12 protein-coding genes are annotated in these 14671 nt (G+C 67.6%); 5 read left to right on the top strand and 7 right to left on the bottom strand.

Features of this window, described 5'->3' with window-relative positions:
- Positions 1–42: 42 nt before the first annotated feature.
- The 6 genes from D4765_RS08935 to D4765_RS08910 all read right to left on the bottom strand — a co-directional run bounded on the left by D4765_RS08935 (position 43) and on the right by D4765_RS08910 (position 6955).
- Complete coding sequence (locus D4765_RS08935) at positions 43–918, bottom strand: M48 family metallopeptidase (protein ID WP_136641942.1); 876 nt, start codon at positions 916–918, stop codon at positions 43–45.
- A gap of 43 nt (positions 919–961) precedes the next feature.
- Positions 962–1528 (bottom strand): LemA family protein, encoded by a 567-nt coding sequence (locus tag D4765_RS08930; protein ID WP_136641941.1) that lies wholly within the window; start codon positions 1526–1528, stop codon positions 962–964.
- A gap of 107 nt (positions 1529–1635) precedes the next feature.
- Complete coding sequence (locus D4765_RS08925) at positions 1636–3150, bottom strand: glycoside hydrolase family 1 protein (protein ID WP_323512331.1); 1515 nt, start codon at positions 3148–3150, stop codon at positions 1636–1638.
- The gene (locus tag D4765_RS08920) at positions 3147–4475 is read right to left on the bottom strand and encodes a D-arabinono-1,4-lactone oxidase (protein WP_237280329.1); all 1329 of its coding nucleotides are present in this window, start codon (positions 4473–4475) and stop codon (positions 3147–3149) included. The genes D4765_RS08925 and D4765_RS08920 overlap by 4 nt, the downstream gene beginning before the upstream one ends.
- Positions 4472–5704: a type III PLP-dependent enzyme domain-containing protein gene (locus tag D4765_RS08915; protein WP_136641940.1), complete on the bottom strand. Its 1233-nt coding sequence runs from the start codon at positions 5702–5704 to the stop codon at positions 4472–4474. Before D4765_RS08915 ends, D4765_RS08920 begins: the two co-directional genes overlap by 4 nt.
- On the bottom strand, positions 5705–6955 hold the full coding sequence (locus D4765_RS08910; RefSeq protein ID WP_237280328.1) for an MFS transporter: 1251 nt from the start codon (positions 6953–6955) through the stop codon (positions 5705–5707). It abuts the gene before it with no gap.
- A 248-nt stretch (positions 6956–7203) separates the two neighbouring features.
- Between D4765_RS08910 and D4765_RS08905 the strand changes: the two genes are divergently transcribed.
- Entirely contained in the window at positions 7204–9645 is a 2442-nt protein-coding gene (locus D4765_RS08905; RefSeq protein ID WP_136641938.1) for a hypothetical protein, read from the top strand.
- Between the two features lie 4 nt (positions 9646–9649).
- Positions 9650–10849: a glycoside hydrolase family 76 protein gene (locus D4765_RS08900; RefSeq protein ID WP_136641937.1), complete on the top strand. Its 1200-nt coding sequence runs from the start codon at positions 9650–9652 to the stop codon at positions 10847–10849.
- Between the two features lie 51 nt (positions 10850–10900).
- Here D4765_RS08900 and D4765_RS08895 read toward each other — a convergent pair whose 3' ends face one another.
- The gene (locus tag D4765_RS08895) at positions 10901–11383 is read right to left on the bottom strand and encodes a pilus assembly protein CpaE (protein ID WP_136641936.1); all 483 of its coding nucleotides are present in this window, start codon (positions 11381–11383) and stop codon (positions 10901–10903) included.
- Positions 11384–11479: 96 nt separating this feature from the next.
- On the opposite strand from D4765_RS08895, the gene D4765_RS08890 reads away from it, so the two are divergent.
- The 3 genes from D4765_RS08890 (at position 11480) to D4765_RS08880 (ending at position 14598) form a co-directional block, all read left to right on the top strand.
- Complete coding sequence (locus D4765_RS08890; RefSeq protein WP_136641935.1) at positions 11480–12154, top strand: DUF2510 domain-containing protein; 675 nt, start codon at positions 11480–11482, stop codon at positions 12152–12154.
- Positions 12155–12208: 54 nt separating this feature from the next.
- The gene (locus D4765_RS08885) at positions 12209–13390 is read left to right on the top strand and encodes an ROK family transcriptional regulator (protein WP_136641934.1); all 1182 of its coding nucleotides are present in this window, start codon (positions 12209–12211) and stop codon (positions 13388–13390) included.
- A gap of 101 nt (positions 13391–13491) precedes the next feature.
- Positions 13492–14598 (top strand): sugar ABC transporter substrate-binding protein, encoded by a 1107-nt coding sequence (locus D4765_RS08880; RefSeq protein WP_136641933.1) that lies wholly within the window; start codon positions 13492–13494, stop codon positions 14596–14598.
- The last annotated feature ends 73 nt before the right edge of the window (positions 14599–14671 follow it).

Here is a 14671-nt window from a genome sequence, read left to right as displayed (position 1 = left end):
GCCCGCACTCACCCCGCTCGCCGGTGAGGTGGGGCCTGAGTGCTAGAAGCTGCCGCCCATTTTCTCGAGGCGGGCGACCCGCTCGGGGATGGGCGGGTGGGTGGCGAAGAGGCGGTTCATGAGGCCGGGCTTCAGGGGGTCGGCTATCCACATGTGAGCCATGCTGGTCGACTGCTTCTGCATGGGCCGACCGTAGGTTTCGAGTTTGACGAGGGCGCTGGCGAGCGCGTCGGGGTGGCGCGTGGTCATGGCACTCGTGGCGTCGGCCAGGTATTCACGCTGGCGGGAGACGGCCAGCTGTACCACGGTTGCCACCAGGGGCGCGATGATGGCGGCGACGAGGCCGAGCACCAGAACGACCGGATTGTTGTTGTTATTGTTGCCGCGGCCGAAGAAGGCCATGCGAAAGAAGAAGTCGGCGATGATGCCCACCGCCACGACGAGCCCATAGACGATGAGCGACACCCTGATGTCGTAGTTCTTGACATGGCCCATCTCGTGCGCCATGACACCTTCGAGCTCGGAGTCGGTCATGAGGTCGAGAAGCCCGGTGGTGACGGCGACGACGGCGTGTTTCGGGTCACGCCCGGTGGCGAAGGCGTTCGGCGCCTGGTCGTTGACGATGTACACCTTCGGCATCTCCATGCCGGTGGTGATGGCAAGGTTTTCGACGATGCGCCAGAGACGCGGGTTGTCGGACTTCTGTATCTCGACAGCGCCGCTCGAGATGACGGCCTGAGAGGCGGCGAAGAAGTACTGTACGACGGCGAACCCGAGCGCGAACACGAGGATGACCGCGGTGAGGCTGAAGCTCTTGTAGAGCAACCCCGCGAGGTAGCCGAGACCGCCGATCACGATGATGAACACCACGAGGATGATGACGGTGTTGCGCTTGTTCTGCGCTATGGCTTTGTACATTGAGTTTCGGGTTCAGCCGCTCTGTGATGGTGCGGAACGCGGGCTAGAACTGTACGCGCGGCGGCTCTGCGATGGCGGCCAGGTCGGCCACCTCGAAGAAGTCACGCGAGGTGAAGCCGAGGCGCTTCGCGAAGACGTTGTTCGGGAAGACCTTGATCTTGGTGTTCAACTCGCGCACACCGCCGTTGTAGAAGCGGCGTGACGCCTGCACCTTGTCTTCGGTGTCGACCAGCTCGGCCTGCAGCTGAAGGAAGTTCTGCGAGGCCTGGAGCTGCGGGTAGGCCTCGGCCACCGCGAAGATGCTCTTAAGGGCCGTCTGCATGTGGTTCTCGGCGACGGATGCATCGGCGGGGCCCTGCGCGCTGAGAGTCTCGGCACGGGCCTTCGTCACTGCCTCGAAGACACCCTTCTCGTGGGCGGCGTACCCCTTCACCGTTTCGATGAGGTTCGGCAGCAGATCGGCTCGTCGTTTCAGCTGGACGGTGATGTCACTCCACGCCTCGTCGACGCGCACGTTCAGCGTGACCAGCGAGTTGTAGGTAGCCCACAGGTAGATACCGATGATCACGACGAGTACAACAACGACGATAAGTGCGATTAGCCATCCCATAGCCACCACTATAACGACTGAGGGCTTCTCACACAGACCGCGTCAGGCAAGCTCTCAGCGACACATCAGTCTCGATCGATTCCGCCGAATTACCGGGCAAGCGGCCCTTACGAACGAGCCTCGAGAACCCGTTGCAACCACGCGAATGACTCTTTGGGAGTGCGGTCGCCGGTGCTGAAATCGACGTGCACGAGGCCGAAGCGCTGACTGTACCCCGCGGCCCACTCGAAGTTGTCGAGAAGCGACCATACGTAGTAACCGAGAAGGGTGGCTCCGCCGGGCGCGGCTGCCGCTTCGAGCGCGGCTTCGAGGTGCGTGGTGAGGTAGTCGATGCGGGCGGAGTCGACGATGCGGGTGACGCCGGTCTCGGCATCCGGTGCCGCCTCATCGGGCAGACTCACACCGCCCTCAGTGACGAACACGGGCGGCAGCGCGTCGCCGTAGCGGGCCGCGAGCTGTTCGAGCGCGACCGTCATGAACTCGGGGGCGACCGGCCAGCCGAAGTTGGTGCGCTGGAATTCGGGCCACGCCCCCAGGTGGAACGGCAGCGACGTCATGGCAGAGGCCTCGCCGTCGGGCGACGCCACTCCCCCGCTGCCCGACGCGATGCGGGTGGGAAAGTAGTAGTTCACCCCGTAGAAGTCGAGCGGCTGGTGAATCGTGGCTAGGTCAGCGGGGTCGGCCTCGACGATCGGCCGCAGCAGCCGGGCGAACGCATCGGGCACCTCGGGGTACCGGCCGAGGAGCACAGCGTCACCGAACATCGTGTTGTGCACGGTGTCGAACAGCCCGGCGAACGCCACGTCGTCGTCAGAACTCGTGACCGGCGAGGTCGGCGAGTACACATTGGCGATGCCGATTGCCCCCTTCACCGAGGCTGCCCGCAGCGCCTGTACCGCGAGCCCGTGGCCGAGCAGCTGGTTGTGGCCGGCCGGCAGAGCGTCGAACAGCAGTGTCGAGCCGGGCGCATGGATGCCCAGCGCATAGCCGTTCAGCATGACCGTCGCCGGTTCGTTCAGGGTCACCCACCGGTCGATGCGGTCGCCGAACACCTCACCGACCTCGTACGCGTAGTCTCCGAACCGGTGTGCGGTGTCGCGGTTCAGCCATCCACCGCGGAGTTCCACCGGGGTGTCCCAGTGGAAGAGCGTGGCCATCGGGCTGATTCCCGCGGCCAGCAACCGGTCGAGCAGCCGGTCGTAGAACGCGATGCCCTCGGGGTTCAGCGAGCCCGAGCCACCCGGCTGCAGTCGCGGCCAGCCGAACGAGAACCGGTAGGAGTCGATGCCGAGCTCGGTCATCAGGTCGACGTCTTCGGCGAACCGGCCGTAGTGGTCGGCCGTCGTGTCGGCGTTCGCGCCGCCCCGGATACGGCCGGGCTGGTGGCTGAAGTCATCCCACACCGAGAGCTCGCGCCCGCCGTCATGCACGGCCCCCTCGACCTGGAAGGCGCTCGTTGCCACGCCCATCACGAAGCCGGTCGGCAGGATGCCCGCGAACGCCTCAGCCTCCGGCCTCGCGCTGTCGCGCGTGGCACTCGTGGCGGTGGGCGCCGCGCTCAGGTTCGCACCCCGCACCCGCGCGCCGGGAACGGCCCGCCGGCCGGTATCGCCCCCGCTCACGCTCCCAGCACCCGGTCGACATAGTCGTTCGTGAACAGCCGCGCCGGGTCGAGTCGATCGCGAACCGCCCCGAACGCGTCGAAGTGCGGGTACACCTCACGCAACGACGCTGCGTCTCGCGTGTGCAGTTTGCCCCAGTGCGGCCGGCCGGCGTACGCCATCATGATCTCCTCGACCGCCTCGAAGTACTCGGCGTGGCTTTCACGAAAGTAGCGGTGAACTGCAATGTATCCCGTTTGCCGCCCCTCTGCGGTCGACAGCCAGAGGCCGTCGGCGGCCGCGAAGCGCACCTCGACCGGAAACGAGATGCGCCAGCCCCGCCGCTCGATCAACGCGTCGATCTCGCGCAGAACGGCCGGCACGGCCTCTGCCGGCAGCGCGTACTCCATCTCGCGAAACCGAACCGTTCGCCGCGAGGCGAAGACCCGGGCCGAGTGGTCGCTGAATTGGCGCGTACCGGTCAGCTTCTCGGCTGTGCGGTTCAGGCTCGGGATGATCGAGGGCACCACCCTCGCCACCGAACACGTCACCCGAAACACCTGGTTCGCCACCAGCCAATCGTCGATGAACCGTTTGCCCGCCCCGAGTGGCGCACGCGGAGCTTCGCCGGGCAGCCGCGTATTGGTCTTCGTCAGCGCCGTCTGGGTGTGCGGAAACCAGTAGAACTCGAAGTGGTCGGCCGCTTCGACGCGCTCATCGAGCCCCTCGAGCACCACGCCGAGCGGCTCGGCGGCCTCGCGGGCGTGCAGCACGAAAGCAGGCACGCACTGCAGCGTCACCGCCACGATGATGCCGAGCGCACCGAGCCCGAGCGCCACCGCCGGCAGCAGCTCGGCATTGTGCGTCTCGTTCACGGTGAGGAGCGACCCGTCGCCGATGACGAGCACCGCGCCGACGACCTGCGTCGAAATGCCGCCGAACAGGCGACCGGTGCCGTGCGTTCCGGTGGAGATCGCCCCGCTGATGCTCTGGCGGTCGATGTCGCCGAGGTTCGCCATCGCGAGCCCGAACGGCTTCAGCAGCGCCGGCACCTGGTGGAGAAACGTGCCGCCCCCGAGCGTCACCCGCTGGCGCGCGATGTCGACGGCGAGAACTCCGCTGAGGGCCGAGACGTCGAGCTGCACCCCGCGCGCCACAGCGATGCCGGTGAAGCTGTGCCCGGCACCGACGGCCTTGATGCGGAGCCTCGAGCGCCCGGCAGCCACGACCGCGCGCTGAACCGCTTCGACGCTGGCGGGCCGCTCCACTCGCAAGGGCGTCACCTTCTCGGTGCGGGCCCAGTTCTTCCACACGGCACCCGTGGCACCGGCGCCACCGGCGCTCACAGAAAGGCCTTGCCTTCGCCGCGATAGGTGGGCAGGGCATCCAGAACCGTCGACCCGTCGACCAGCTGGAACTCGTTCACGTGTTCTGACAGCTCGCCCGACTTCGTGTGCCGTAACCACACCCTGTCGCCCACCTGGAGCGCCCGTGCTGCGGCTCCCGAGAGCGGGGTCTGCACCTCGCCGGCCATCTCGCGCGGCTGCATCGAGAGCCCAGTGGGCCAAGCGATCTCGGGCAGGCGGTCGGGCTGCGACGGGCCAGAGGCGATCCAGCCGCCGCCCAGCAGCGTAGCCATGTCGGGGGTGGGCTTGCGCACAACAGAGAGCGCGAAAGCGGCGGCGGGAGCCGGTCTGAACCGCGAGTATGTGTCGAACAGGTGCCCGCCGAAGAGACCGCTGCCGGCCGCGATCTCGGTCACCGAGCCATCGGCAGAGGTGCTCTCGATGGAGCCCGTTCCGCCCCCGTTCACAAATTCGAGGTCGGCCACGTCGCGCACCGCGGCCACCACGGCGCCTCGGCGATCGGCCAGTTCGGCGATCGACCGGCGCTGCATCCAGTCGAGCACCCGGCCACGTGCCGGGTTGCCCCTCGGCCGATTGCCGACCCCAGCGATCTGCGCCTCGTAGCCCAGCAGGCCGACCAGCTCGAAGCCCCGCCGCGACGCGATGTGCTGCGCGAGCACACGTGCCTCACCCGCGGTGAACACCGGCGAGCGCCACACCCCCACATGCCCGAGCGCGCGAGTGACATAGGCCGTGTCGAGTTCGATGCAGACCCGGATGCCCGCCCGCTGCCCCGGCGCGACAACCGAGTCGATCAGGTCGAGCTGCGCGGCCGAGTCGATCATCAGCGTGACCCGCGCCGCCAGCCGCTCGTCGGCCCCGAGTGCCCGGATCGCCCCCCGGTCTGCCGTCGGATACCCCACCACCACGTCATCGATGGTCTCGGCGAGCCACAGCGCCTCGGGCAGGGTGTAGGCAAGCACCCCCGCGTAGCCGGGCAGTGCGAGCACGGCGTCGAGCACCTCGCGCACACGCACCGATTTGCTCGCCACCCGCAGCGGCTTGTCGGCCGCGCGATCGAGCATCGAGAACGCGTTGTGCGCCAGCGCCGGCAGGCTGAGGGCGGCCAACGGCGTGTCGAGGTGGGCCGTGGCCGCGGTGAGCTCCCCCCAGTAACGGGCCGGATTCTGCCAGACGAACTCGCGGGGGCGGGTGAGGGTGAAGGGCATTCAGCGAACCGATTTCACTCGGGCGACGGCGAGAGCACCGGCGAAGGCGAACAGGGCAGAGAGAACGAAGAGCCCGGTGAACCCGCCGAACAGGGCGACCACTCCTGCACCGAGCAGGGGCGCCATCGCCTGCGGCACCGCCGTGGCGATGTTCATGATGCCGAGGTCTTTGCCCCGGGTGACCGGGTCGGGCAGCACCTGGGTGGCGAGCGCCTGGTCGACCGAGAGAAAGCAGCCGTAGCCGAGACCGAGAAGCCCCGCGGCGACCATCGCGACGGTGAGGTTCGGAACGAAGGCCAGCAGCAGCGCGGCCACCGCCTGCAGCGCCGAAGCAGCGAACACGAACGCGCGCCGACGCTCGAGCCGGTCAGAGAGGGCGCCCGCGCCGAGCGAGGCGATGATGACGAACACCATGTAGATGAGCGTGAGCACGATGAGGTCGTCTTCGGGAGTGCTGTCGTTCAGCCCGAAGGTGAGAAAGTACAGCAGCAGCGCGGTTCCGAGTGCGTTGCCGGTGTTCACGAGTACGCGGCTCAGCAGAGTGAACCCGAAGTCGGGGTGGCGCTTCGGGTTGATCCAGAACCCGTCGACGAAAGCGCGGGCGGTGACCCGGGCACGCGCTTCGGGCGGCAGGCGGGCGTCGGGCATCCAGATACAGAAGGGAGCGACAAGCAGCACAAGGAGCACGGCCACCACGAGGTAGCCGGCGAACTGTGCGGTGAAGACGGTGGTCACCAGCACGAGCCCCAGAATCGTGCCGATGGCCTGGGGCGCTGAGAGCCAGCCCGACACGTACCCGCGCTGGCCCACCACCACCTGGTCGGAGATCACCGCGGTGAATGAGGCGGTCAGAATGCAGAAACCGATGATCGAGAGAGTCCAGAACACGCCGATGCCGACGAGAGAGCTCTGGATGCCGAGCAGAACCAACGCGACAGCGAACAGCAGTGCGCCGGCGGCGATGAACGGGCGTCGACGGCCCCATCGCGACGTCGAGCGGTCGGAGAGTGCGCCCGTCAGCGGAAAGGTGACGAGCGCGGCCACCCCGGCGATACCCGAGATGATGCCGAACGCCACGACGCTGTCGACCCAGTTCTCGGTGTGCACCCGGTTCTCGATCTGCAGAGGCAGCAGCAGCTGGATCGGTGTGAGCTGGGCCATCCAGATACCGAGCCAGGCCGCGGCGAAGAGGGCGATCCACCCGCCACCGACGCGCCGGGTGGGTTCGGCGAAGACGGTCTCGGTTTGCACTGTGACCCTTTGCACTGTGACCATCTCTTTCGTCGGCTTCTGCCAGAGAACGCCGAAGCGCCGCCGCGGGCTACGTGATCGAGCGATTATGTCGGCATTTGCGCGCCATTGTCTACCCTGGCACGCCCTTCGAATACCATCGCGGTGATCACCGGATGCCCGCGTAACCCTTTAGGGTGACGGTTTTGTTTGCATACAACCGCATGGTGCTTTGACTTTGCGCGGTTTTCCTTGCTAAATGGAACAACGTGACTGATTTGAGAAAGAGCACCGACCCGGGCGCGCCGACACGATCGGCGCCCGCCCGTTCTCATTCTCGCGCCCGATGGGTGCTTGCTCTCGCCATCATCGCCATTGCGCTGCCTCTTGCTGCCACAGCCGGTTTCGGAGCCCCGGCCGCCTCGGCAGAAGAGGCCCCCTCGGCACCGCCGAGCAGCACGGCGGCCACGCAGAGCACCCAAAGCACGCAAGCCACTCCGAGCCAGACTGTCGACCCTTCGACGGCACCAGCGCCAGCTCCGGCTCCCTCGCCGACATCGACGACCCCCACCGACGCCCCGGTGGCCAGCCCTTCGATCTCTTCGCCCAGCACGGGATCACTGCTCAGCGACTCAGTGATCGTGACGGGCACCGCCGAGCCGCGAAGCGACATCCAGTTGTCATCGAACACGCAGACCGATCCGCTCTGCCTCACCACGGCGGCCGCCGACGGCTCGTTCAGCTGCTCGAGCGGGAGCCTGCCGAGCGGCCCGGGAGTCGTTCTACGCATCACGCAGCTCGTCGCGGGCCACGACAACCAGAGCGCATCGGTGAGCGTGAACCTTCTGAACGCCCCGACGGCCGGTTCAGGCTCGAGTGGCGGCGTCACCACCGGGTACGGCACCGTGCGCGGCAACGGGTATCCGCAGGCCACCGTCACGGCCACGGCCGGTGCCTACAGCTGCTCGGCGATCGCCGACGCACGCGGCGGCTGGGCGTGCAACCTGGGGGCCGACATTCCCAGCGGAACGCTGGTGCTGCGTGCCAGTCAGGTCACTTCGTGGAGCGGGGGCTCATCGCCGTCGAGCGCGGGCGTGACCATCACGATTGACTCAGAGTCGCCTCAGCCGCCCACGATCACCTCGCCCACCACTGGCGGAACCGTCGCACTCACCGGAGCACTCATCTCGGGTGGCGGCGAGACCGGCGCTCTGGTCACCGTCTTCGCAGGCGCCTACGCGGCCTGCACGGCAACCGTCGTCGACTCCCTCTGGAGCTGCACTGCGGGAACGGTGGCAGCGGGTACAGCCCAGATGTCGGCGCTGCAGCAAGACGCGGCGGGCAACATCAGCAGCGAAAGCACTCCGTTCGCGCTCACGTTCAGTGCGGCATCCACCACCCCGACAGCACCGACGGGAGCCGGAACGGGAACGCCCAGCGGCACGCCCGCACCCGGGGCGGGAAGTACCCCTCCCACGCCCGGCCAGACCCCCTCGGCGACCGGATCACCCGGGGTGGCCGGCACGCCGCCGACCGGCTCGAGCGGCTACGGCGACGGCGCAGCACCCGGCGCCGGCGCCCCCTCGACCCCGGCGACCCCCACCGCGCCGAGCAGCCCGGGCGACTCCGGCAGCGCTGCTCCCCCAGCGGCAGGCCACACCCCCGGCACGTGGGCTGGGGCCACGCGGTACACCTCTGCGCTGCAGCCGGTCTTCGGCCAGGCGACTGCGTCGAACTGGTGGATCGCGTTGATCGTGGCGATGACGGCTCTCGTGCTCGTGGCGGCACCGGCACGGCTGCTGGCCAACGCCTTCGGTTCGGCTCGATCGGCGCTGGCCTCCACGACGGCAGCAAGCCAGGCGCGCTCTGCCCTTGCCTCGTCAGGGGCAGCCGTGGCCCTCCGCCAGCGGGCCGAACGTCGCGGCGCACTCACCGGCCGCAACCGGTCTCGCGACGAGTTCGACCGCGTTCCCGACATCGCGGTCAGCCCGAGGGTGATAGCGGTTCTGGCGCTCGTGGCGTCGGCTGCCATCGGAATGCTGTCGGGCCCCATCGACAATCAGCCCGCCTACCTTCGCCTGTTCGGCGCGATCATCGTGTCGTTCACCGTACTGAACCTCGTCTCGGTGGTGGTGCCGAGAGTGTTCGCGCGGCGCGCCCTGGGTGTGACCATCACGGCAGTCTTCGCGCCGAAGTACCTCCTGCTTGCCGCCGCCGCAACCGGGGTGTCACGTCTGTTCGACCTCGACCCTGCCCTGCTCTTCGGGCTTGTGCTCGCGGTGGGCGGTGCTGTTGAAGCCTCGCGGCGCATCCAGGGCCAGCTGGCGCTTGTGCAGACGGTCTCGCTGCTCGTTCTGGGCGGCGCCGCATGGGCCTCGAGTGGTCTGGTCGATGCCTCGTCGGGTGCCTTCAGCTCCTTCGTCGCCGAAGTTCTCAGCACCCTGACCCTCGGGTCGTTCGGCGCCGCCGCGATCGCGCTCATTCCCCTGGGTCCCCTCGCCGGCCGGGCGCTGTTCGCCTGGTCACGGGGCGTCTGGCTCGCCAGCACCGTGGTCTCATTCACACTGCTCGCGGCCGTACTCTGCTCGTCGATCGAGCGCGCCGGCGTCATGCCGACCGCGGTGCCCGTGCTGCTGGCGGCCATCGCCTTCGCGGCCGTGAGCGTGTCGGTCTGGGCCTGGGTCAGATACGTGGCGCCCGCGCTGCGCTGACCCGATGAGCACGCCGATGTCCTCGCACACGCCCTCGCACACGCCCTCTGCCGAGACTTCTCCGCCAACCGCGGCCGAACAGTGGGCCGACCGCGCCGATCTGCTGCAGAACGCCCTCAGCACCGAGTTCGGTGGCCGTTTCGGAATCCTGTTCGGCAGCCGCTCTGGCAGCCATCACGGCGGGCGGCTCCGCAACACGGCTCCGCTGCGGCTCTCACAGGTCGCGGCGTTCAACTACTGGTGGCTGGCCCACGCCGTGGAGGTGCGGGTCGACGCGGCCGAGCGCAGCGGCAGCACGGGGCCGCTGCGGGCCGCCCAGAAGACCTACGCGGGCATCCGGTCGCGCAATCACGGCAGCCTGTTCAACCATTATTTCGACGATATGGGCTGGCTCGGGCTCGCAGCCCTGCGGCTGTTCGACGCCCTGCCGACGGTGGCCGGCGAGCCGGGTGACCGGTACCTCATCGACGCCCAGGCCCTCTGGCTGCACCTCGTCGACCGCGGCTGGAACGACGCGGGCGGCCCGAGCCTGGCGTGGCGCACCCAGCAGCTCGACTATAAGAACGCCCCGAGCAATGGAGCGTTCGCCCTACTTTCGGCACGGCTGTTTCGTCGCACCCGACAGCAGCGCTACCTCGACTACGCCGAGCGGGCCCTGCACTTTCTCGAGACCACGCTCGTCGATGCCGACACCGGGCTGGTCGCCGACGGCCTCAACCGCACCGGAGACCACACACTCGACCTGGATTGGCGCTTCAGCTACAACCAGGGCCTCTACATCGGTGCACTGATCGAAGCCTTCGACCGTACCGCAGAGCCGGCACTGATCGAACGCGCGCTGCAGACCGCCCGAACCACCATCGGCACCCTGGCACCCTCGGGTGTCTTCACCGGCGAGAACGTGTCATTCGATTCGCACGGCGGCGGTGACATCGGCCTCTTCAAGGGCATCTTCGTGCGCTCCCTCGAGCGCCTCATCGAGGCCCTCGCCGCTGTCTCTGGCGAGGGGCTCCGGATGCCCGCCGGGTTTCTCACCGTCAGCACCGACCTGCTCTGGCAGAACCTCACGCCGCCGCGCTTTCTGGCGAACGACACCTGGACAACGCCCGCCGCCCCCACCACGTTTCTCGCCACGCAGCTGAGCGCTGTGCTCGCCGTCGAGGCGCGAGCCCGGTTCGAGGCGCGAGTCGCCGATACGCGCTGAGCCGCGTCACCCGCGTCACCCGCGTCACCGGCGTCACCGGCGTCAGACTCGTCAGAGCGAGGGCTCGACCGAGTCGCTCGATGCGCCGATGAGCACCAGCAGCGCTCCCGCATACGCGTCGGCTGGGTCGATGGCGGCGAACACTCGGGTCTGGCCGGCGAGAACGATCTCGACCTCGTACTCGTCGCCACCATCGTCTCCGAGCCCGAACGAGTCGTCAGAGCCGTCACCGGCCGCGCCGGCCGCGATACGACGGAGCACCCGAAAGGTCGACCCCAGCAACGCTCGCAGCTGGTGTTCGGCCGGCAGCCACAGGGCGTCGTCGAGGGCGACTGAGTCGAGCGCCCACTCGGTGGTGCCATTGAAACCGAGCACCGTGCCCGTTGCGAATTCGTGCGCTTCGATGGTCATGTCGCTGAGTGTGAAGACGTCGCCTTCGAAACCCGACTGATCGATGACAAACATGTCGCCGGAGGTCGGCCGCCATCGCAGGCCGGCAACACCGAGGGCGCGGGCGAGCTGAGGAGAGATCATGCATTCATTATCGACCGCAAGCCTGAATGAGCGGCGGCGATCTCGCATAGGATAACCACCGCGAGCGCCCGATCTGCGCTGGCGCTCGGAGGAGACATGACGACACCAGACGCATCGATCGCGCCGGCGGGCTGGTACCCCGACCCCGCGGGCCACCCCCAGCAGCGCTGGTGGAACGGGTCGGTGTGGACCGAGCATGTGTTCCCCGATACTTCCGGCGCGTATGCGGCCCCGCAGGCGGGTTTCGCCGCTGGCCCCGGCACCGCGGCTCTGGGCGGGGCTGCGGCCGGGGCTGTAGCCGGCGCTCCCGGCCGGGCCGTCTACAACGCCTTCATCTGGATCATCACGCTTCTCCCCGTGGTGTCGATTCTGTCGGCGCTCACGAACGACTACTCCGGGGTCGCCCGCGCGGTCACTGCGCTCTCCCACCCGGGTCGGGTTCCTGCCAGCGCATCGTCGACGGCGAACGTCGGGCTGTCGCTGCTCGGTCTGCTGGTCTACGGCGCTGCGGTGGTGCTGGCCTACTTCGACTGGAAGACGCTCCGGCGGCGCGGGTTCGAGAGGCCGTTCCACTGGGCTTGGGCGTTTCTCCTCACCGCCGGCGTCTATGTCTTCGGCCGCTCGATCGTCATGAAGCGCCGCGCCGGGCGCGGAATGGCCCCGATCTGGCTGTGGTCGGCGCTCGTCGTGCTCGGCTGGGTGGTCGCGGCCGTCAGAATCGCGCTCGCCCTCAGCCCGCAGAGCACCGGTGTTCCCACGCTGGGAGCCTGACACTGAACCGCGCATCCGGGCGGGGCGGCTTGACACGCGCTGTATGTTGTTCAAGTGGAAGACCAAAGGCGCACTCCCGGATCACAGACTTCACTTCGTGAAGCCAACCGGGCGCGCATTGTTGACGCCATCAAGAAGCACGGCGGCCTGACCCAGGTCGAGCTCGCCGGCGCAACCGGGCTCTCACCCGCCACGGTCTCGAACATCGTGAAAGAGCTGTCGAGTTCTGGTCTGCTGCACACCGCCCCGAGCACTCGCAGTGGTCGCCGGGCCCAGCACGTGACTCTCGCTCACGCCCTGGGGCTGTTCGTCGGTGTGCATTTCTCCACCCGACACATGCGCATCGCCCTCGCCGATGCCGCCCACACCGTGGTCGCGGAGCACCACATGCCACTGGCGAAAGACCATCGCGCCGACAACGAGCTCGACAAGACGACCCTGTTGCTGGCCGACATGCTCGACTCGGTCGACGCGTCGATGCAAGACCTGCTGGCGGTCGGCATCGCCGTACCGGCGCCGATGGATGCCGAGACCGGTACCACCGCCCGCAGCGGGATCATGCGCGGATGGGACGGCGTGGCCGTCGCCGACGTCATGGAGCGCCGCCTCAAGAGGCCTGTCTACGTCGACAATGCGGCGAATCTGGCGGCTCTGGCGGAGTTTCGGCTGGGCGCGGCGCGCGGCAAGAGAAACTCCGTGACGCTCGACATCGGCGACGGTATCGGGGCCGGCCTCATCTTGAACGGGGAGATCTTTCGCGGGCACAACGGTGTCGCCGGCGAGTTCGGGCACACGACCATCCTCGAGGACGGCCCGCTCTGCCGCTGCGGAAACCGGGGATGCCTCGAGGCCATCGCCGGCGGTCCCGCGCTACTCGACGGCCTGCGCGACCAGCTCGGCTCGCTCAAACTCAACGACATCGTGCTGCGCGCGATGGCCGGTGACCCCGTGTCGATGCGCGCCATCGCCGACGCGGGGCGGCACATCGGTGTTGCAGCGGCGAATCTCTGCAACCTGCTCGACCCCGAACGCATCGTGGTGGGCGGCGAGCTCTCGCGCGCGGGCGAGCTTCTGCTCGGCCCGCTGCGCCATGCGGTCGAACGATCGATCATCGTGGGACGCGACCTGATGCCCGATATCGTGCAGGGCCAGCTCGGCGCACGCGCTGCCGCTCTCGGGGCGGCGATATTCGCCATCGACCGAGTGAACATCGTACCCGACGACAGAAGTGTCTAACTTGTTATCTAATGCTTGTCTTCAAGACTTGACGACAAACTTGAAAGATGCAAAGCTCGCTCCAGTCGCCAATGAGGGCGACATTTACGGGAGGTTTCTCAATGAAGATCGCCACCACGAGAGCGGTCATTGCCACAGCCGCAATCCTGCTCGCAGCCGGCTCACTCACCGCGTGTTCGAACGGGTCGTCGAACAGTAACTCTGCTTCGACCGCCAGCGCATCGAGTGCCAAGATCGGTCTGCTTCTGCCCGACTCCGTGACAGCACGGTACGAAAGCGCAGACAAGCCCTACTTCGAGGCCAAGGTCAAAGCGCTCTGCGCCGGCTGCACGGTTCTCTACTCCAACGCCGACGGCGACGCATCGAAGCAGCAGCAGCAGGCTGAGTCGATGTTGACCTCGGGCGTCAGCGTGCTGGTACTCGACCCGTTCGACGGTGAGGCCGCGGCATCCATCGTTGCTGAGGCGAAGGCCAAGAACGTGCCGGTCATCTCGTACGACCGGCTCATCAACAGCCCCGACTCGTCGTACTACATCTCGTTCGACAACGAGAAGGTCGGCCAGCTGCAGGGCCAGGCACTCGTCGACAAACTGAAGAAAGACGGCGTCGCAGCTGGCGCTGGCATTCTGATGGTCAACGGCTCACCGACCGACAACAACGCCACGCTGTTCAAGAAGGGCGCCCACTCGGTCATCGACACCTCGGGCTACAAGATCCTCGCCGAGTACGACACACCCGGATGGGACCCGGCTCAGGCCCAGACCTGGGTTGCCGGCCAGATCACCCAGTTCGGCAGCCAGATCACCGGTCTGTACGCAGCCAACGACGGTACCGCCGGTGGCGCCATCGCCGCCCTCAAGGGTGCGAATGTCAGCCCCCTGCCCCCCGTCACCGGTCAAGATGCTGAGCTTGCAGGCATCCAACGCATTCTTGCCGGCGACCAGTACATGACCATCTACAAGGCGTTCAAGCCCGAAGCAGAGCAGGCTGCCACGCTGGCCGTCGGTCTCGCCCAGGGCACCAAGCCTGCTGCCAGCGCGACCACCACGACCAAGGGCGGGGCTTCCATTCCCTCCGTTCTGCTGGTGCCCGTGGCTGTCACGGTCGACAACATCGAGTCGACCGTCGTGGCCGATGGCTTGTACAAGGCTTCTGACATCTGCACCGCAGACTACGCAGCCAAGTGCGCCGCCGCGGGAGTCAAGTAACCCCGTAAGTAAAAACCCGGCCGGGGGTGTCTTGACACCCCCGGCCGGGTTTACTTTGGCGTAACACGTTTGT

The organism is Subtercola vilae, assembly GCF_004923255.1.
Lineage (GTDB): Bacteria > Actinomycetota > Actinomycetes > Actinomycetales > Microbacteriaceae > Subtercola > Subtercola vilae.
This window is presented reverse-complemented; position numbering and strand designations above follow the sequence as displayed.